This window comes from Brevibacterium marinum, assembly GCF_011927955.1.
Lineage (GTDB): Bacteria > Actinomycetota > Actinomycetes > Actinomycetales > Brevibacteriaceae > Brevibacterium > Brevibacterium marinum.
Window position 1 is genome coordinate 67,082 of sequence record NZ_JAATJN010000001.1, and the last position, 18,260, is coordinate 85,341.

Here is an 18,260-nt window from a genome sequence, read left to right on the forward strand (position 1 = left end):
GGCTGGGAGTCGAACACAGGAAGTCTACGTGATGGGAGTAGCCCATTCTCACAGTCGACTGTGAGCCTTGAAGTCGAAATCGGGGTCGTCGATCTGGGCCCGGCTCGGAATGTTATTACCGGCGAGTACTCGACGAGCGGCGGCCTGCATCGGTGGCCAGTTGAGTGTTTCGACGCCGACGAGCCTGGCCTCGGGCTCTATTCCGTCGAAGTGGAAGACCTGGAACTTCGTGCCGCTCGGGTCGTGCCTGATGATGGTGTCGGTGGCATCGGGGCTGGTCAGGCCTGCAGTGAAGACCTTCTCGGGGCCTTGGAAACTCCAGTGCCAGGGAACGTCGGACAACGGTTCCGCGGCCTCGTCGCCTTCGGCACTCAGTGATTCCGCGAGGTACCTGCCGTGACTTTCTGCCACGGGTTCGCAGGCCCAGGGATGGTCGAGTGCGTAAGGTCCATCGGTGATGAGTGCGCAATCGCCTGCCGCCCAGATGCCGGGGTGAGATGTTGCCAATTTCTCATTCACCTCCCATGCCTCGGCGGGGCGGTCACCGTCGACGGGGATCACGATCGGTCGGGCGCCGACACTGGTGACGAACAAGTTGTGGGTGTTCTCCGGTATTTCGTCGGGGCTGCTCGTGTGGGCGACGAAATTCACACCCGCTTTCTGATGGTTGGCGAACAGAGCCTGCCTTACGGGTGCCGAAAGCTGCTTGCGCAGAGGTTCGCCACCGCGCAGGTAGACGGTGGCCTCGTGTCCGGCTGCGACCGCAGAGGTCGCGACCTCCATCCCCAGATACCCGGAGCCCAGGACGCCGACGTTGAGCGGTGCGCTGGATTCGGCGACCAGCTCGCGGATCCATTCGGCCTCGCCGAGGTTGTAGACCGGAAGCGCATCCGGGTACTGAGGGATTTCGGGTCGGTTGGCCTCCATCCCAGTGGCGAGGATGCAGTGGGTGAAGTCCAGGGTCTCCTCCGTGGCCAGGTGGACGGTGCCGCCCACACCCGCCTCGTCGAGGGTGATCTCCGTGGCCCGGTCACGGACGAAGGTGATGTGCTCATTGGACTCGAGGTGGAAGGGCAGGTGGTACCGGGAGCCGTCGAAGAGGTGCTTCGAGAGGGGCGGCCTTTCGCTGGTCCGGCCCGCGGCAGGGTCGACGAGTGTGACCGCCTGTCCGCGTTCACTGAATTCCCGGGCGGCAGTGGTTCCGGCCAGGCCTGCACCGATGATGACGATCCGCTTGGTCATGTCTCCATGCTAGTCCTGGAGTCGCATGGTGCCAGTCGTGCGGCCGACCGGGTGGGCGAGCAGCTTGCCGTCGTTGGGCTCGACCGTCGTCTACTCCTCGTCGTCTGCGGATTCGTCGGCGCGTCGGGCGGGGTCCTCGGCCACGAATTCCTCGGCAGCGGATTCGTCGATGGCGGTATGCGAGCCGTCCGGGTTGCGATACAGGCTCACGCCCTCCTCTGCAGCCGCCTCACCGGCACGACGTTCGACGTCCTCCTCGGTATAGCCGACCTGCGCATGCGAGTGCAGCTGCGAGGTGCCGGCCAGCGGCTCGGCCGTCTTGTCGAGCTTCTCCGCAACATCGCGCGCCTTCTTCTCGCCGCCCGACTCGTCGCGTGTGTCTCTGCTCATCATCGATCCTTTCACTGACGATCCATTGCTCCTCAGTCGTGTGGTCGACTGTTCGGTCATTGTCACACGTGCCACTGCCGAGCAACAGCCCCTGTCGGCACAAGGAGGTCGCGGTGGGGGTCGCTGCGGGACGTGCCGCACCACCTCGGCGACGGTGTCAACGGGCACCACCGCAGTGTCGGGTGGACAGTCGCGGTGGGGTGCACAGTGAAAGTGCTGATGTCTAGACTGAAGGCATGGATGAAGAATCAGTCTCCGTGAATGAGATCCCCGAGGGTGCCGCCATCATCGACGTCCGCGAGGACGACGAATGGGAGGCCGGGCACATCGATGGTGCGGTGCACGTGCCGCTGGGAGAACTGCCCACCCGCCTCGACGACCTGCCTCTCGATGACGACATGTACGTCATCTGCCGCACCGGCGGTCGCTCCCACCGTGCCGTGGCCTGGCTGACGAACAACGGCTTCGACGCCTACAACGTCACCGGCGGCATGGGCTCTTGGAACCTCGACAACGGCAAGCCGATCGTGTCAGAGACCGACGACGAGCCCTGGGTGAAGTGAATCAGCCTTGAGTGCGGTCCCACCTGGCGACTACTTCGCAGGATCCGGGATCTCGTCGGGGCGATATTTCGGCAGACGTGAAGCCGGCAGTGCCGCGGCCACGCTGATGCCGGCCAGGATGAGGAATCCGAGCTTCAGGGTACGCAGACGCTGCTGGGCGTTGAGTTCCACCGCCTCGTCGATCTGAGCCTGTGTCGCGGTGGTGGTGCTGAGGACCTCCTTGAGTTCGTCGTTGCTGGTGAAGTTGATGTTGTCGAGGTCGACCTGGGCCACGAGCTCCTCGGGCAGCTCCGGATGGTCCTCGACCGCACCGGTGATCCCGGCGCTCAGCGTCGTGACGAGCACGGCACCCATCACCGCTGTGCCGACAGCCGAGGCCAAGTTCTGGGCAGTCCCGCGGATCGAGCCGACGTCCCCGGCCAGATGCTTCGGAGCCGCGGTGACCAGGACGTTGAACACGAGGGTCACGAGCGCCCCCTGGCCGATTCCGAAGACGATCAGTCCGAGGATCGTCGGCAGGGTCTCCCAGTTGTTCGTGACCACGAAGGCCAACCACACCAAAGCCACGGTGGTCAGGCCGAAGGAGAAGAGAGCGATCGTGCGGGGAGAATAGCGCTTGTAGAACCGCACGATCAGAGTAGCGGTGACGAAGACCGTGAGGTTGAAAGGAAGCATCGCCATCGAGGTGTCGAACGGGGTGCGCCCCTGCACGACCTGGATGTAGGTGGGCACAGTGAAGTTCACCGCGGCCTCCATCGCGACGATGACGAACATGGCGTACACGGCGGCACGTTCGGTGGGCCTGGCCAAGACGCTGATGTCGACCAGCGGCACCTTCCCCTTGGCGACGCGCCGACGCGTCCACATGAAGAAGGCCTGGCCGAGGACGACTCCGACGACGACGAAGACCGGTGCCGGGGACAGACCTGCGATGGAGAACGGAGCACCGTCCTCGGCACTGACGATCCCCCAGGCGTTGAGATTGTTGAATCCCATCGTCAGCAGCACGATCGCACCGCCGATGAGCACCGAGGCGACGAGGTCGATGCGGATCGTGGGATCACCTTTGTCCGAACGCAGTTTGAAGCTGAGTGCGAAGACGATGACGGCCAGTCCGAGGGTGATGAAGAAGATCGGCCGCCAGCCGACCAGGGTGCCCAGTGTTCCGCCGATGAGGAATGCGCTCATGCCGGAGAACGCACGTGCCGAACCGAGGGACCCCACCGCCGCCGCCTGCTGAGAGCCCCGGTAGTTCTCTGCGATGAGCGCGACGAGAGCGGGGACGATGATGGCCGCGGCGGCACCGGCGAGGATCTGCCCGGCGATAGCCCAGGCCACCGTGCGCGAGAAGATCATCAGCAGCGATGATCCGGCGAACACGATGAGGACGATGCGGAAGATGACGACCCAGCCGATTCGCTGGCCGAGCTTCGCACCGGTCATGACAAGGGCTGCGACGGCGAGTCCGTAGACGACGATCGTCGACGAGGCGACGGTGGGCGCGACACCGAAGTCCTCGACCATTCCGCCCAACGAGATCGGCAGGGCTGCGACGTTGAAGGACATGAGGACCTGGGCGAGGAACAGCCCGATCATCGGTGTCCAGGATGCACGGTCCTCGACGTGATCGGAAGGGGCGGGTGCAGCGGACACGGCATTTCCTTTCAGTGGGGTGACGAGGTCAGCGCATAGTTGTCAGCGAGGCGGTGATTCTGGGGTCGACGCGAAGAGGTTCATTCCCAGCGTGCGGGCGAGGTCGAAACAGGCTCGCTGACCCCGGACACTGTTGCCGGCGGAGTCGAGGCGCGGTGAGAACGCGCCGATCGCCGCCTTGCCCGGTGCGATGGCGACGATCCCGCCCGAGACCCCGGACTTCGCGGGCAGACCGATCTCGAAGAGCCATTCGCCGCTGTTCTCATACATCCCACACGAGGCCAGCAGGGCGAGGGTGTCACGGGCCACCTCGGCGGCGACCACGCGTTCGCGAGTCAGAGGGTTCACGCCCCCGTCTGCCAGGGTCGCCCCCATGACGGCGAGGTCGTGGGCGGTCACGGACAGCGAACATTGGCGGGTGTAGATGTCGACGCTGTCCAAGGGGTCGGTGATGATGCGCCCATAGCTCTCCAACAGTCTGGCCAGCGCCTTGTTGCGCTGGTTGGTCTCGATCTCGGAGCGGTAGACGCGTCCGTCGAGGTCGAGGCTGCGTCCCGCGAACCGGGAGAGCCCGGTGCGGATGGTCTCCCACTTCTCTGCAGGGGTCTCACCGGTCGCGAGTGCCGATGTGGCGATCGCGCCGGCGTTGACCATCGAGTTCATGGGACTGCCGTCATTGAGTTCGATGGCCATCACCGAGTTGAAGGGCAGCCCCGTGTTGTTGACCCCGATGCGCTCGTGGACGAATTCGTGACTGCGGGCCTGGCAGACGAGGGCGAAGACGAAGGCCTTGGAGATCGATTGGATGGAGAAGGTCATCTCGACGTCACCGGCCTCGTGGACCTCACCGCCGGTATCGACGAGGCTGAGGCCGAACCAGCTGGGATCGGCCTCAGCGAGGACGGGGATGTAATCGGCGATGTCGCCGTCGTCGAGACCACGGTAACGTCGGTGAGCCTCGGCGATGGTCCGTGCGGTCGCCGATACGGAGGGAAGATCACCGGTGAAGGCACGCTGCTCTGCTTCGCTCGGTTCGCCCTCGAACAATCCGATCACCTCTTCGGTCAGCAGGATCCGACAGAACGCGTTGTCCGCGTCGTGTCGTTTCAGCTTAGCTTTCTGGACGTTTCCTGGATAGACCGCGGATCGCCTCCCGAAGTCATCACCCGACCACCAGGCCAGACTGCTGGTGAACAGGTTGCACACGTTGCGCTCCCACTTCACCACCCGTGTTCGTCCACGATGCAAGAACTGAGACGCCAGGACTGTGTGCATCGGTTCGGGTTTGGCAAGGTAGAAGCATGACTACTCGCGCCGGCCAGCTGGCCCAGGATCGGGATCTCGTTGACATCCCCGCACTGCTCGACTCGTATTACGACCTCGTCCCCGATCCCTCCGTGCCCGCTCAGGCCGTGAGTTTCGGAACCTCGGGGCACCGCGGCTCGAGCTTCAACCGTGCGTTCAACGAGGCCCATATCGCAGCGATCACTGCCGCCATCGTCGACTTCCGCAAGAACCAGGGCATCCACGGCCCCATCTTCCTGGGCCGTGACACCCACGCGCTCAGCGAACCCGCGTTCCTCACGGTCCTCGAGGTCCTCGCCGCCGCCGAGGTTGACGCGCTCATCGACGAGCGCGACGGCTTCACGCCCACCCCGGTGCTCTCCCACGCGATCCTCGGCTTCAACGCCGGGAAGTCCGCATCCGAGCCTCAGGCCGACGGCATCATCGTCACCCCCAGCCACAATCCGCCGTCCGACGGCGGCATCAAGTACAATCCGCCCCACGGCGGACCGGCAGGCTCGGAGACGACGACGTGGATCGCCGAACGTGCGAACGCCTACCTCGAAGCCGGGTGGGAGAAGATCCCGCGGACCGGGTTCCAACGCGCCTTCCACCTGGAGAACACCGAGAACTTCGACTTCATCGCCAACTACACCGAAGACCTCGAATCGGTCATCGATCTCGACGTCATCCGCAGCTCCGGCATCGAGATCGGTGCGGACCCCCTGGGCGGAGCCAGCGTCGACTACTGGGCCGCGATCGCCGAGGACTTCGACCTGAATCTCACGGTCGTCCACCCGGAGATCGACCCCGCCTGGTCTTTCATGACCCTCGACTGGGACGAGAACATCCGCATGGATTGCTCCTCCCCCTACGCCATGGCCGGGCTCATCGCCTCCCGCAGCGACTTCGACATCGCCACCGGCAACGATGCCGATGCCGACCGTCACGGCATCGTGACCCCCGACGCGGGCCTGATGAACCCCAACCACTATCTGGCGACCGCGATCGACTACCTGATCGACAATCGGCCGGAATGGTCATCTAGCGCCGGCATCGGCAAAACGCTGGTCACCTCCTCGATCGTCGACCGCATCGTGGCCGCCCATGACCGCCGCCTGTTCGAGGTTCCCGTCGGGTTCAAATGGTTCGTGCCCGGTCTGCTCGACTCGACACTGTCATTCGGCGGGGAGGAGTCCGCGGGAGCATCGTTCCTGCGTCGCAGCGGCAAGGTCTGGTCAACGGACAAGGACGGCATCATCATGGCCCTCCTGGCCGCCGAGATGACAGCGAAGACCGGACAGACTCCCTCCCAGCGCTATGCGGGACTGGCCGCGAACTTCGGCACCAGCGTCTACGCCCGCCAGGACGCCCCGGCCACCCGCGAGCAGAAGGCGAAGCTCGGTTCGCTGGAGGCCTCCCAGGTGAAGGCGAAGACCGTCGGCGGTGAACCTGTGACCTCGACACTCACCTCGGCGCCGGGAAACAATGCACCCATCGGCGGCCTCAAGGTCACGACCGAGAACTCCTGGTTCGCTGTCAGACCCTCCGGCACGGAGGACGTGTACAAGATCTACGCGGAGTCGCTGCGCGACGAGGACCACCTGCGGGCCGTCCAGCACGATGCGCGGACGCTGGTGGATGGGGTGCTGGAGCACCCCGGACCGAATACGCCTCAGGGCTCGCCCGGGACTCGATGACCGAAGAAGCCTCCCAGCCACCGACTGTTCACAGTTCGACGTCCTGGTTCTGGGGTGGCAGAGCGGCGATGGCCGAGTGGTCTCGGCCAGTGTTGCCCAGACCCGCCGCGCCTCCCGGGGAACCGAGCTCGTCGAAGAACTCGACGTTGTAGGTGTAATAGTCCGCCCACTCCTCCGGGACATCATCCTCGTAGAAGATCGCCTCGACGGGACAGACCGGTTCACAGGCACCGCAGTCGATGCATTCGTCGGGATGGATGTAGAGACTGCGTTCGCCTTCGTAGATGCAGTCGACAGGACATTCATCGACACACGACTTGTCCTTGACGTCGATGCACGGCTGCGCGATCACATAGGTCATGCGGGCCTCCGCTCTCTGCTCGGATCGTCCACTTCCTCTGAGTGACGTATGGAATGGACTTCAGGGCCCACTCTAGGCTTTCGAACCCAGTCGCCATATGGTCTCGGTCACGTTCGACGGGAACGAAGAACCACCTCGGCGAGGGGTTGACGACGCCCTGCTCCAGACTGATCTGGTGCGGGACTCTCGTCTGCTTCGTTCAATTCCCGAGACTGTTGAGGAACTCCCCGGTCAGCTCCAATCCGGTCGTGAGCACCTCCTTGTCGTCGGCGAAGCCGATCCGGAAGGTCTTCGGAATGTCGAAGGCGTCGCCGGGAGTGAACATGACCCCGGCGGCCTCCAGCAGCCGGGTGCAGAAGTCGTAGGAGCCGATGTCCGCGTCGTAGCGGATGAGAGCTGTGGTTCCCGATTGCGGCTTCACATAGCTGAGGTCTTCACGCGAACTCACCCAGTCGTCGACGATCGCGAGGTTCTCACGGGTGATCCGGTGTGAGCGTTCGAGGACCGTGTCTCGGTTCTCCAATGCCACGACGGCGAGCGCATCGTCGATGCGCCCGACGCTGATCGTGGTGTAATCACGATGGATCGCGACGGCGTCCAGGAAGTCGCGGGGTCCGAGGATCCACCCCAGGCGCAGCCCTGCCAAAGCAAAGGACTTCGACATGCTGCCGGTCGAGATTCCCTTTTCGTAGAGGTCGGCGACGGAGACGGTGAACCCGTCGCCGTTCTGGTCGACCCCGCGATACACCTCGTCACAGACCACCCAGGCGCCGGCTTCACGGGCAATTTCGACGATGGCTTCGAGCTGCTCGCGCGCGATGAGGGCGCCGGTGGGGTTATTGGGGTTGTTGAGCGCGATGACCTTCGTCGTCGGCCTCACTGCGGCAGCAATCTCCTCAGTGCGCGGCAGCCAGTCGTCGGCGGCTCGCAGGTGAACGAGGTCAACCTCGGCGCCCATGCTCTGTGGGATCGAGTAATGCTGCTGGTAGGTCGGAACGACGGTCACGACATGATCGCCGGCCTCGACCAGCACCGAATAGACGAGGGCATTGGCTCCGATCGCTCCGTGAGTGATCATCACATCGTCGGCGCTCTCGTCGTCGTAGAGGCCTGCCACGAGCTCGCGCAGCCGCGGGCTGCCGATGATCGGGCCATAGGTCAGCCGGGTTCTTCCGAGGTCGTCCCAGAAGGCCGCCTTTTCGCCGGTGAGCTCGACGAGTTCGTCCACGGTCAGCGATCGCACGCACGTTTCGGCGAGGTTGTACCGGCACGACTCCTCATGGGCATTCATCCACTGCTCGACAGCGAACTCGTCAATACGGGCCATGGGAATCCTTCATTCGAGAAATATAGTGCTCAGATCAGAGTGCAGTATAGTGCTCATTATGTCAACGATGAGCGCCCGCATCCAGACCTTCCTCGATCGCGTCGGAAGTCGGGTCCGCGAGCTTCGCAAGGGGCGGGAATGGACCATCCAACGGCTTGCCGACGAGGCGTCGCTGAGCCGGCGCATGCTCACTCAGATCGAATTGGGCCAGGCGAACCCGAGCCTGGCGACCATCGACCGGATCGCCCATGCCCTCGGGACCAGTTTTGCCGATCTGGCACTGGCCGAGCGGAGCCCGCTGGATGCGGATGGCGGTCACACTCTGGCGTGGGAGGGTCCTCGCGGAAGCACCGCGTACATCCTCGGCGCGTCCTCGGTTCCGGGCACCGAACTGTGGCGGTGGCACTTGGGACCGAGCGTGCGGTATCAGGCTGAAGCCGATCGCACCGGAGCCGAGGAGATCCTCCACATCCTGTCCGGGGAGCTCGTACTGTGCCTTGCCGGCGAGACACGGACGCTTGATGCTGGAACGTCGACTCGGATCTCGACCGACCGGTCGTACTCATACACAGCCGGTGACGACGACTCGGTCGACTTCATCAGGGTCGTCATCGGCGCCTGATGGAGAACTCTCCGGCCGAAACGCCGCAGCCACCGGGCAAGCGCAGCGCCTCACGTTCGCGCGTGAACGTGCTGCGCTGGCAGATCGGGTACGGGACCTTCGGCGTTCCGCAGGCGGCGGCACCCATCGCCTTCGCCCTCCTCGCATTGCCGCTCACCGGGTCCGCCGAGTCAGGGGCCGGCCTCGTCTTCGCGATGACGGCGGCGCAGATCCTCGGCTCGGTGCCCATCACCCGATTGGGCCGGCGATTCGGCAGCGTCGGTTACCTGCGCACGCTCATCTCCTTCCGAACCCTCGGCCTGCTCGCCGTGACGGTCCTGGCCGCGGTCTCGGCACCGTTCGGCTCCCTGATGATCGCCGTCGTCGTGGCCGGTCTGGTCAACGGCGCCGCCTACGGCTACATGCGGACACTGCTCAATCACCTCGTCGAACCGTCAGGGATGCCGCGTGCCCTGGGGATCGCCGCGACTCTCAATGAGATCGCATTCGCCGCATCACCTGTCCTGGCCTCACTGCTCGGGGCGTGGTCACCGGTCGCAGCCATGGCTGCTGTGACAATCCTCGGCGCTGGGCCGATGCTGCTCATGCCCAGCATCCCCGAGCCACGGTCGGCACCTGCTGCGCTGCGTTCGAGACGTCGGGCTCCCGTGCCTGGTGCTGTCTGGATCTGGCTGTTCGCCTCGGGCGCGACGGGGGCCTCAATCGCGGGCATCGAAGTGGGCGCGGTGTCCTTCGCCCTGTCGTTCGGGCTGAGCCCGGCCTGGGCGTTCCTGTTCGCCTTGGCGATGTGCATCGGCTCCGTCCTCGGCGGAGTGTGGGTGAGCATCCGCAACCGCATGCCAGGGCGCTGGAAGGTCGTATCCTTCTTCGCCATCACCACGGTCGCCTTCGCACTGCTCCTCGTCGACGGGCATATCGGGCTGACACTGACCGGGGCTCTCATCGTCGGATGGTTCCTGCCGATGCTCGACACCTTCTATCTCCTCGCCCTCGACGCCCTTGCACCCGAGGAGCGGCGGGCAGAGATGTTCGCACTGCTGCGCACGACGAACGCCCTGGGGATCATGGCCACCAGCGGGCTGCTCGCGCTGCTCGGGCTGACAGCGGCGCTCGTCGGGGCCCTCGGACTGCTCGCCATCGCAACGGTGTTGGCCGGTGTGTACTTCACGCGAGGGCGGCGGAGACGTGGCGTGGTGGCGTTGGGGTGAGCCGGGACCGAGACGTCTCAGCTCATTCGAATCTTGGACGGCGCAACAACTGCTGGTCTGCACTGTCAACGGTCATGGTGGGCCACCTCGGCGAGGCCGGATCACGATCGAGCATCACTGTTCGGACGAAATCGTCGCAAACGACGCACGGGGACGACCGTTCGGCACTGCTCGGTCTGATCCGACGCGGGCCCAATGGCACCGACCCATCGGGCATGGACCATTGCCGGGCGGGGGCCGTGTCACAGCTGAGACACCCCATGCCGCACAACTGCAAAGAACTCGTTTTCACTCCGTAACATCTTCCGAGCTTCCTCCCAGCCGATGTGGTCCTGACTTCAAGCGCGATCGCGATACTGGACCGCGTCGACGATATGTCCCCTGCCCGGTGGCATCACTCGAAGAAGACACCTCTCAAAGAAGAAGGATCGACGAAATGAAGACAACCATTCGCAATCGCGCAGCAGCCGCGGGAATCGCCACGGTCACAGGCTTCGCCGCGGTCGCGGGCCTCGGCCTCGCCGCTGGTCCCGCCCTGGCGACTCCATCACCCGCAGCGGCGACAGCCGCAGACGTCCAACCGCAATCGGTCCACTTTCCCACCGACACCGTCCGCTACGCCGATGAGCTCGTCAGAGCCTGGGGCGCGGGAAACACCGACCGGGTCGAAGCCTTCGCCTCCCCGCACGTCGTCGGCGTCCTGTCCGACCACGGCAATGAGAATGCAACCCATTGGGTACAGACGGGCAGCGAAGGGGCCGCCGGGACGATATATGTCGACTACGAGAACACCGTCACCGGGGAGAAGATGTCCGTCGGCGTTGCCAACGAAGCCGTCTCTAACGGCGGAGAATGGGGCGAACCCCACGGGGTGCACAAAGTCCAGTTCACCGACTGATGTCAATGGGCGCGGCGCGAACGCGAGGACGACGCCGCGGCATATCGACGAGAGCGCACTAACCGCTTGCCGTACGTGCATAGGTACGTCATTTGTACTGGACCTATACACCTTTAACTAGCGGGTGCCAAGCGCCTCTCACCAGCGGAGGCGATGCGGCTCGCACACGGCGGGTGTTGCGCTACTTACTGACCCAGGGCGGGGCTTAGAACTGTCATCAACCGCAGGGTTCTACAGGTGCGACTCCGGGGCGTTCTTCACGTACTCGTCGAGGGTGTCGTTCTGGAACGCGTCCTGGACCTTGCCCAGCTCCTCCTCGTCGACGTTGACGATCGACTGACCGTTGGGCGAGGTTCCCACGCCCGCCGTCGGGGAGGTGAAGAACTCGATGTCACCGGGGCGGACATCGCGCATGTCGAAGGCCGTGGCGGAGATGTACTGGGCGTCGAGGCCGGAGTCGACGTACATGTACGGGGAGAAGTCCTCGACCATGTCCTGGATCTTCATCGGGTTCGACAGTGTATCGGCGGAGATGATCTCGCTGGTCAGCCCCCTGATGAAGGCCTGCTGGTTGCGGGCGCGCTGGAAATCGCCGTCCTTGAAGGACTTGCGTTCGCGCACGAAGGTCAGCGCCTCGTCGCCGTTGAGGAGGTTCTCTCCCTGGGTGAAGGTGTACCCGTTCTTCTCGAAGCTCTGCTCCGAGTGCACCGTTACCCCGCCGAGGCTGTCGGTCAGGGCCTTGAAGCCGTCGAAGTCGATGATCGCCACGTGATCGAGGTCGGTGCCGATGAAGTCCGAGACCGTGGACACGGCCAGCGGCAGTCCGCCGTAGGAGAGTGCGGCGTTGATCTTCGCCTTGCCGTAGCCCTCGATGTCGACCCAGCTGTCACGCGGGATCGACATGATCTGGACCTTCGAACCGTCCTCGGGCAGGTGCATGACCATGATCGTGTCCGAGCGCAGCCCGCGGGAGTCATTGACGTCGACCTCGTCCATCGATTCGTCGGAGCCCAGCAGCAGAATGTTCGTTCCGCCGTCTTCCTTCCGGTCATCGGGACGCTGGGTGCCGAAGATCTGCTCATCGGTGAGCTTATTGGCATTCTGGTCGAACGTTCTGCCGACGTTCCACAGGTAGATGCCGACGCCGAGGACGCCGAGGATGACGATGACGAGCACGACGACGAGGACCTTGCGCCACACTTTCTTCTTGCGTCGGGGGCGCTGCGATCGCTCGTCCTGGCTGTCGAGCAGGTCATCGAAACTGCTGTTGTCCGTCATCGGCACTCCGGGTTTCAGTCAATGCGGCGGGACCGCCGGCGGGAGAGGTTTGCAATCCCAGCAATTATATAGTGATTGTCACAGTCCCCAGGACGGTTCGACGACCTCGCGGGGTTGGGGCCCTCCGACCCGCCGCCGTGCCCCTCTCGCCTGCTCTCATACCCCTCCCATTTCCCTCGCATCTGCCTCACCCCTCCCTCGCCGAGGTGACCCGACTCACCGGTAATGGCGCCGTATCCATATGGTGGTCGTCGCGTGCGCTGGGTAGACTTCTGTGGTGTTCAACAACTATCGGGAAATTCTGTCTCTTCCCGGTGCCCTCAAGTTCTCCCTGGCCGGGCTGGTTGCGCGCATGCCCATCGCAGTTCTGAGCTTGGGAATCGTCCTCTTCATCCAAGGCGTGAGCGGCTCCTACGGAATGGCGGGCATCGTCGCCGCCGTCTTCATGGTCGTCCAGGCTCTGGCGGGCCCCGGGATCGCTCGCATGGTCGACCGCTTGGGCCAGTCCCGGGTGATGGTGCCCATCGTCATCGTGCACCTGGTCGCCTTGACCCTGCTCATCGTCAGCGTCTACCAGGACTGGTGGGTGGGACTGCTGCTCGTCTTCGCCGGCGTCGGCGGAGCCACCGTGGGCTCCGTCGGCTCACTGGTCCGTTCCCGGTGGTCGAACACCGTCGACAGCCCCAATCAGCTCCAGACCGCCTTCTCCTGGGAGTCCGTGGCCGATGAGCTGCTCTTCGTCTCCGGACCAGTCGTGGCCACCGTCCTCGCCACGGCCGTGTGGGCACCCGCGGGCATCATCCTGTCGATGATCTCCACTGCGGTCGGGTCGACCCTGCTCTACATCCAGAAGGCAACGGAACCACCGCCGATCGAACGCAGCGGCGAGGCCAAAGGGCATGTCGTGTCCAATCCCGGCATCTTCGCGATCATCATCGTCAATGTGTTCCTCGGAGTGAACTTCGGTGCCATCGACGTCATCGCCGTGGCCTTCTCCGAAGAGCTCGGGGTGAAGTCGCTGGCAGGTCTGCTGCTCAGCGCCCTCGCCTTCGGCTCGCTGCTGTGCGGCGCCCTGTACGGAGCCAAGACCTGGACCACTCCCAGCCACCACCGGTTCGGCATCGCGGTGTCGCTGTTGGCCGTGACCGTCAGCCTGATGCTGCTGGCTCAGGATATGTGGTCATTCGGCGTGCTGCTCTTCTTCGTCGGGTCGACCATCGCCCCGAGCCTCATCGGCGCGAACTCCGTGGTCGAGCAGCTGGCCCCGCCCCGGCGGCTGACCGAAGCGTTCGCGTGGCTCGGGACCTCACTGGCGTTCGGCGTCGCCTTCGGCTCGGCCATCGCCGGGAACATCATCGACACGCACAACGCCAAGACCGCCATGCTGCTGCCCGCCGGGTGCGTGATCCTCGGAGCGATCCTGGCCCTCTCGCTGCTCAGGCGCCTCAACCCTTCGCGGTCCAGCCACGAAGCCCGGCTGCGGAAGGACGCCCTGCGCGAGTGACGGGTGCTGGGGCTGGGCAGCACGGCTCAGGCTTGCGGGAGGGATACACTCGGCACCGTGAGTGCTAAAACGCCCCGCTGCAGCGGTAGAAGTCAGCGCTGACTGTAGGGCGTGCGGGCATGCGCGGGCAGCAGCAACGATGCACATCTCGACCATGCACGTCGACACTCCGTCGCCTCACTCATCTCTCGCCTTCGTCAGACTGCCTCTCGCCGCGCTGGTCGTCGCCGCGTTGTCCGTTGCCGCGCTGGTCGTCGCCGCGTTGTCCGTTGCCGGCCTGCCCCTCGTCGGGGCCCGCATCGCCGCGCTGCGCATCGTCGACCTGCCCCTCGTCGGAGCCCGCACTGCCGCGCTGCGCATCGTCGGACCGCTCGTTGCCGGTGCGTTCGTCCTGCCCACGTATTTCTGCACGCATCCGATCCCATTCGGACAGCCGCTGCGCAACGACGTGCTCGTAACCATTGTCGGTGGGCCGATACACTCTCTCCGGTTTCATATCCTCGGGGAAATAGTTCGCACCGGAGAACCCGCCTGGCCTGTCCGGATCATACTCGTAGGCCTCGCCGTAGCCGAGGTTCTTCATCAGCTTGGTCGGGGCATTGAGAATATTTGCCGGAGGCATGAGAGAGCCGGTCTGTTTCGCGAGCTTCTTTGCCGCGTTGAACCCACGGTAGACGGCGATGGATTTCGGAGCAGTCGCGAGGTAGACGACGGCTTGGGCGATCGCCAGTTCCCCTTCCGGGGAGCCGAGCCGCTCGAACACATCCCATGCGGCCAGTGCTTGCTGGACGGCCTGCGGATCGGCAATCGCGATGTCTTCGTTGGCGAATCTGACCAGGCGCCGGGCGATGTAGAGGGGATCCTCTCCGCCCTCGAGCATTCGTGCCAACCAATACAGCGACGCGTCGGGGTCTGAGCCGCGCATTGACTTGTGCAGCGCTGAGATCAGGTTGTAATGCCCCTCCTGGGCCTTGTCGTAGATCGGTGCGCGCTGTTGGACCAGATCGACGAGGCCAGAAGCGTCGAGTGTCCCGCTGACAGTTTGGAGTTGTTCGATGAGGTTGAGCAGGTAGCGGCCATCGCCGTCGGCCATCGCCACCAGAGCATCCCGTGCTTGCGCGTCAAGCGGCAGTTCTCGGTCCGTGGTCTCTTCGGCCCGTGAGATGAGCGTGGTCAGCGTCTCCTCGTCGAGACGTTTGAGGACGAAGACCTGGCAGCGCGAGAGCAATGCGGAGTTGAGCTCGAAGCTGGGGTTCTCCGTGGTCGCGCCGACGAGCACGACCGTGCCGTCCTCCACGTAGGGGAGGAAGGAGTCCTGCTGTGCGCGGTTGAAGCGGTGGATCTCGTCGACGAACAGCATCGTGCCCTGACCGATCTCGCGCCGTTTGACAGCCGACTGGAAGACTTTGCGAAGTTCGGCGACACCGGAGAAGGTCGCCGAGACCGATTCGAAGACGAGGTTGGTGCGTTCGGCCAGCAGCCTTGCAATGGTTGTCTTCCCACAACCTGGCGGCCCCCACAGCACCATCGAGACCAGCCTGCTCTCGGCGACCATTCGACCAATCGGTGCGTCATCACCGAGGAGATGATCTTGACCGATGACATCCTCGAGAGACTCCGGACGCAGACGATCGGCCAAAGGGCGCCCCACGTCATCGGGCTCGAACAAGGACGGTGGTTCTTGGCTCACGATGTCACCTCCATCTTCATGGCTCAGGCTCAATCTTCACAGCCTGGAGCGGCGGTGGTTGTCTTCTTATGGGCGGTCCTTGAGCGGCAGCTGCTCCCGGACAAGGTCATAGGAGTCTTGGACGAGTTCGTCGACCACGGTTGGGGTGATGCCTGCGCCGGATCCGATGGAGATCCAGTGGTCTTTGTCGAGGTAATGCCCCCGTATGATCGAGTCGTGCTCGCGCCGCAGAGCATCACCGTGGTGGGGTTCGGCTTTGACGGTGATGATCTCCAGTTCCGGGTCATCCTCCGTCACGATCAGGAACACCTTCCCTGCGACCTTCCACACCTGCAAGTGCTCCGTGAACGGGTAGCCGCTGCCGGTGGCCGCCAAGCCGTTCGCGACCTCCCGGGCCCTGTGCTGGATGTTGCGGCCACTGAGGCTCACGATGTTCTCCTTCGCCGGCGCGGTTCCGGACCAACCTGTCCTCTGAGAAACGATACCTGGGGCCACAAGACCACGGCGGAGACGGTCGTCACGTCGGCGGCCGGGATCTGGTCCGTCGTGGGCGCCGGATTCTACTTCTTCGAAGCTGACCGGGACGACGCCAGCGCCACTGCGCCGAGGCTGAGCAGGCTGACCAGCGCGACTGCCCCCAGCGAGACGCTGTAGGCCATGACCGGCAGCAGGGCGGCGAGCACCGTGGGCAGGAGGAACCCGGAGTAGGCCAGCGAGTAGTAGACGCCGGTGATTCCGGCCAGGTCCTTCGGCTCGGCGATGGCCTGGACGATCACCAGGCCGGCTACGACGCAGATGCCGTAGGCGACGCCGAGCACGATTGCGACGACGAACGCGAGGATCGGGTCGGCGACCAGCGCCGCCACGACTGCGAGGCCCATGCCGATGGTCATGAGGGTGAGTCCGACGACCAGAGCACGTCCGCCCGTCCACCGATTGATGCGCGGAACGAGATTCTGCACCATCGCTCCGGCTCCGAGAGTGACGACGGTGAGCACCGTCGCGTACAGGGTCGTCCACTCCCCCAGCTGTTCCTGGACGAGCGCCGGCATCACCGCATAGGCGACGCCCGCGGCGGCGAACACCCACGGGGCAGCGGGGATGATGAGCCTGATGAAGGTCCGGTGACCGACGAGTGGAATCCGCAGGCCGCGCCACCAGTGCTGGTTCGACTGTCGTTCCTTCGTCAGCGTCTCCGGTGCGGTGGACACGATGAGCAGAGCGACGATCGACAGCAGACCGTGGACCGCGTAGGGAATCACCTCGGGCAGTGGCCCCCACTGTGCCAGGCACCCGGTGACCGCAGCGCCGATCGCGAATCCCACAGTCAGCGTCAGCGCGGGCCGGCGAGCGCCGGCCGTGATCCCGGCTGTGTGGTCGAAAGGCGGAGCCGAGAGCTCCTTGATCCAGCTCGTGCCCACGGACATGGCCACGCCCACGCCGGCCCCGGCGAGCACGCGGCCGATGCACAGCAGCCAGAAGAGGTCGAAGCCGACGCCGAGGAGAAGGCTGCCGATGAGCGCGGCGATCGTACCGACTATGAGGATCGGTTTGCGTCCGCGACGATCCGACAGCGCCGAGGCGACCAGGAGCCCCGGAACCAGTCCACCGACGTACATGCCCAGCAGCAGGTTCGCCTGCCAGACCGCGTAGCCGCCGTCGGCTTCGTACATGTGCACGAGAGGAGTGAAGTGATTGCCACCCCAGGCGAGCAGGAACATTGCGGGGACGACGCGAAGCCAAGCACCGCCTCGGCGGTGGGGCTCTGGGGTTGACGCTGCTGGAGTCTCTGCTCTGACTGTCCGGGGTTCTGCGGTGTCAGTGGTCGGTTCTGAAGTCATTGCTGGCGATTCCGGGGTGAGTGTTTGTCACTGGTTCTGGGGGAAGTGCGAGGCCGTGATGTGCTGGCGGACGGCCTTCCCGAAGCCCGAGGCATCGCCGCGTTCGGCCAGGTCGGTGAGTTCGGCGTGCTCGTCGAAGAGCGTGTCGAGTGGGTTCGGGCTGTCGATGACGGCCTGGTAGGTCAGGCGGGCCAGGCGCGGTCCCATCGTGGTCAGCATTTCGTCGACGACGCTGTTGCCTCCGCTGCGGATGATGCGGGCATGGAAGGCGTAGTCGGCGCTGGCGAAGTCGAGGGAATCGGCGGCCTCGAGTGCTGCGCGCTGCTGGTCGAGGAGTGTGCGCAGGTCTGCCGCCAGAGGTGCGAATTCGCTGTCACCGTTGAGCGCTCGGACGGCGTCGATCTCGAACATCGCACGCACGGCAAGCAGATCCCGGCGCTCGTGGCGCGTCACCGTGGTCACGAGAGCGCCCTTCTTCGGCACGAGATGGACAAGCCTCCATCGCTCAAGCTGGAGCATCGCCTCACGCGCCGGTGTCCGACTGGCCCGCTGCGCCTCGGCGAGGTCGGCTTCGGTGAGGAGTCGGCCGGGCTCGTAGCGCTGCTCGATGACCTCGCGTGCGGCCCACGCAGCCATTCGCGCAGCGATCGGGGAAGTCTCGTCGGTGCTTTCCCACGGGAGCGTCAGCAGATCGTTCAT

General features: G+C 64.7%; 17 protein-coding genes. 6 read left to right on the top strand and 11 right to left on the bottom strand.

The features are described from left to right. Window positions 1–48: 48 nt before the first annotated feature. Together BKA07_RS00285 and BKA07_RS00290 are read right to left on the bottom strand one after the other, a co-directional pair. Window positions 49–1,242: an FAD-dependent oxidoreductase gene (locus BKA07_RS00285; RefSeq protein WP_167949115.1), complete on the bottom strand. Its 1,194-nt coding sequence runs from the start codon at window positions 1,240–1,242 to the stop codon at window positions 49–51. 90 nt (window positions 1,243–1,332) lie between these two features. After that, window positions 1,333–1,632, bottom strand: coding sequence for a hypothetical protein (locus BKA07_RS00290; RefSeq protein WP_167949116.1), 300 nt, complete (start codon window positions 1,630–1,632; stop codon window positions 1,333–1,335). A gap of 236 nt (window positions 1,633–1,868) precedes the next feature. Between BKA07_RS00290 and BKA07_RS00295 the strand changes: the two genes are divergently transcribed. Continuing rightward, window positions 1,869–2,195: a rhodanese-like domain-containing protein gene (locus tag BKA07_RS00295; RefSeq protein WP_167949117.1), complete on the top strand. Its 327-nt coding sequence runs from the start codon at window positions 1,869–1,871 to the stop codon at window positions 2,193–2,195. A gap of 30 nt (window positions 2,196–2,225) precedes the next feature. Here the strand turns inward: BKA07_RS00295 and BKA07_RS00300 are convergent, their stop codons facing one another. Together BKA07_RS00300 and glsA are read right to left on the bottom strand one after the other, a co-directional pair. After that, the gene (locus BKA07_RS00300) at window positions 2,226–3,848 is read right to left on the bottom strand and encodes an MFS transporter (RefSeq protein ID WP_342448943.1); all 1,623 of its coding nucleotides are present in this window, start codon (window positions 3,846–3,848) and stop codon (window positions 2,226–2,228) included. 42 nt (window positions 3,849–3,890) lie between these two features. Next, window positions 3,891–4,895, bottom strand: a complete 1,005-nt coding sequence (glsA, locus tag BKA07_RS00305) for a glutaminase A (protein ID WP_425339344.1) — start codon at window positions 4,893–4,895, stop codon at window positions 3,891–3,893. A 254-nt stretch (window positions 4,896–5,149) separates the two neighbouring features. Between glsA and pgm the strand changes: the two genes are divergently transcribed. Next, window positions 5,150–6,832 (top strand): phosphoglucomutase (alpha-D-glucose-1,6-bisphosphate-dependent), encoded by a 1,683-nt coding sequence (gene pgm / locus BKA07_RS00310; RefSeq protein ID WP_167949119.1) that lies wholly within the window; start codon window positions 5,150–5,152, stop codon window positions 6,830–6,832. A gap of 28 nt (window positions 6,833–6,860) precedes the next feature. On the opposite strand, the gene fdxA is transcribed toward pgm, so the two are convergent. Next, window positions 6,861–7,193 (bottom strand): ferredoxin, encoded by a 333-nt coding sequence (fdxA, locus tag BKA07_RS00315; protein WP_101573299.1) that lies wholly within the window; start codon window positions 7,191–7,193, stop codon window positions 6,861–6,863. A gap of 199 nt (window positions 7,194–7,392) precedes the next feature. Further along, a complete protein-coding gene (locus tag BKA07_RS00320) occupies window positions 7,393–8,520 on the bottom strand; it encodes an aminotransferase (RefSeq protein WP_167949120.1) in 1,128 nt (375 codons plus the stop codon). Between the two features lie 58 nt (window positions 8,521–8,578). Here BKA07_RS00320 and BKA07_RS00325 point away from each other — a divergent pair, with 58 nt between their 5' ends. The 3 genes from BKA07_RS00325 to BKA07_RS00335 all read left to right on the top strand — a co-directional run bounded on the left by BKA07_RS00325 (window position 8,579) and on the right by BKA07_RS00335 (window position 11,248). Next, window positions 8,579–9,142 (top strand): helix-turn-helix domain-containing protein, encoded by a 564-nt coding sequence (locus BKA07_RS00325; protein ID WP_167949121.1) that lies wholly within the window; start codon window positions 8,579–8,581, stop codon window positions 9,140–9,142. After that, window positions 9,142–10,350, top strand: coding sequence for an MFS transporter (locus BKA07_RS00330; protein WP_167949122.1), 1,209 nt, complete (start codon window positions 9,142–9,144; stop codon window positions 10,348–10,350). Before BKA07_RS00325 ends, BKA07_RS00330 begins: the two co-directional genes overlap by 1 nt. Window positions 10,351–10,786: 436 nt before the next feature. Then, window positions 10,787–11,248: a hypothetical protein gene (locus tag BKA07_RS00335; RefSeq protein ID WP_167949123.1), complete on the top strand. Its 462-nt coding sequence runs from the start codon at window positions 10,787–10,789 to the stop codon at window positions 11,246–11,248. Between the two features lie 231 nt (window positions 11,249–11,479). Here BKA07_RS00335 and BKA07_RS00340 read toward each other — a convergent pair whose 3' ends face one another. Then, window positions 11,480–12,526 carry an LCP family protein gene (locus BKA07_RS00340; RefSeq protein WP_167949124.1) on the bottom strand — a complete coding sequence of 349 codons (1,047 nt, stop codon included), beginning with the start codon at window positions 12,524–12,526 and terminating at the stop codon, window positions 11,480–11,482. A gap of 277 nt (window positions 12,527–12,803) precedes the next feature. On the opposite strand from BKA07_RS00340, the gene BKA07_RS00345 reads away from it, so the two are divergent. Beyond that, window positions 12,804–14,030: an MFS transporter gene (locus BKA07_RS00345; protein ID WP_167949125.1), complete on the top strand. Its 1,227-nt coding sequence runs from the start codon at window positions 12,804–12,806 to the stop codon at window positions 14,028–14,030. A gap of 181 nt (window positions 14,031–14,211) precedes the next feature. On the opposite strand, the gene BKA07_RS00350 is transcribed toward BKA07_RS00345, so the two are convergent. The 4 genes from BKA07_RS00350 to BKA07_RS00365 form a co-directional block, all read right to left on the bottom strand. Further along, the gene (locus BKA07_RS00350) at window positions 14,212–15,720 is read right to left on the bottom strand and encodes a replication-associated recombination protein A (RefSeq protein WP_342448945.1); all 1,509 of its coding nucleotides are present in this window, start codon (window positions 15,718–15,720) and stop codon (window positions 14,212–14,214) included. A 66-nt stretch (window positions 15,721–15,786) separates the two neighbouring features. Next, entirely contained in the window at window positions 15,787–16,149 is a 363-nt protein-coding gene (locus BKA07_RS00355; protein WP_167949126.1) for an MmcQ/YjbR family DNA-binding protein, read from the bottom strand. A 131-nt stretch (window positions 16,150–16,280) separates the two neighbouring features. Next, the gene (locus BKA07_RS00360) at window positions 16,281–17,441 is read right to left on the bottom strand and encodes an MFS transporter (RefSeq protein ID WP_167949127.1); all 1,161 of its coding nucleotides are present in this window, start codon (window positions 17,439–17,441) and stop codon (window positions 16,281–16,283) included. A 147-nt stretch (window positions 17,442–17,588) separates the two neighbouring features. Then, complete coding sequence (locus BKA07_RS00365; RefSeq protein ID WP_167949128.1) at window positions 17,589–18,260, bottom strand: GntR family transcriptional regulator; 672 nt, start codon at window positions 18,258–18,260, stop codon at window positions 17,589–17,591.

Excerpts from the sequence above, each read along its gene's own strand:
- fdxA (WP_101573299.1), bottom strand. The coding sequence starts at position 7,193 with ATGACCTATGTGATCGCGCAGCCGTGCATCGACGTCAAGGACAAGTCG.
- BKA07_RS00340 (WP_167949124.1), bottom strand. The coding sequence starts at position 12,526 with ATGACGGACAACAGCAGTTTCGATGACCTGCTCGACAGCCAGGACGAG.
- BKA07_RS00295 (WP_167949117.1), top strand. The coding sequence starts at position 1,869 with ATGGATGAAGAATCAGTCTCCGTGAATGAGATCCCCGAGGGTGCCGCC.
- BKA07_RS00330 (WP_167949122.1), top strand. The coding sequence starts at position 9,142 with ATGGAGAACTCTCCGGCCGAAACGCCGCAGCCACCGGGCAAGCGCAGC.
- pgm (WP_167949119.1), top strand. The coding sequence starts at position 5,150 with ATGACTACTCGCGCCGGCCAGCTGGCCCAGGATCGGGATCTCGTTGAC.
- BKA07_RS00335 (WP_167949123.1), top strand. The coding sequence starts at position 10,787 with ATGAAGACAACCATTCGCAATCGCGCAGCAGCCGCGGGAATCGCCACG.
- BKA07_RS00290 (WP_167949116.1), bottom strand. The coding sequence starts at position 1,632 with ATGAGCAGAGACACACGCGACGAGTCGGGCGGCGAGAAGAAGGCGCGC.
- BKA07_RS00320 (WP_167949120.1), bottom strand. The coding sequence starts at position 8,520 with ATGGCCCGTATTGACGAGTTCGCTGTCGAGCAGTGGATGAATGCCCAT.
- BKA07_RS00365 (WP_167949128.1), bottom strand. The coding sequence starts at position 18,260 with ATGAACGATCTGCTGACGCTCCCGTGGGAAAGCACCGACGAGACTTCC.
- BKA07_RS00360 (WP_167949127.1), bottom strand. The coding sequence starts at position 17,441 with ATGTTCCTGCTCGCCTGGGGTGGCAATCACTTCACTCCTCTCGTGCAC.
- BKA07_RS00325 (WP_167949121.1), top strand. The coding sequence starts at position 8,579 with ATGTCAACGATGAGCGCCCGCATCCAGACCTTCCTCGATCGCGTCGGA.
- BKA07_RS00285 (WP_167949115.1), bottom strand. The coding sequence starts at position 1,242 with ATGACCAAGCGGATCGTCATCATCGGTGCAGGCCTGGCCGGAACCACT.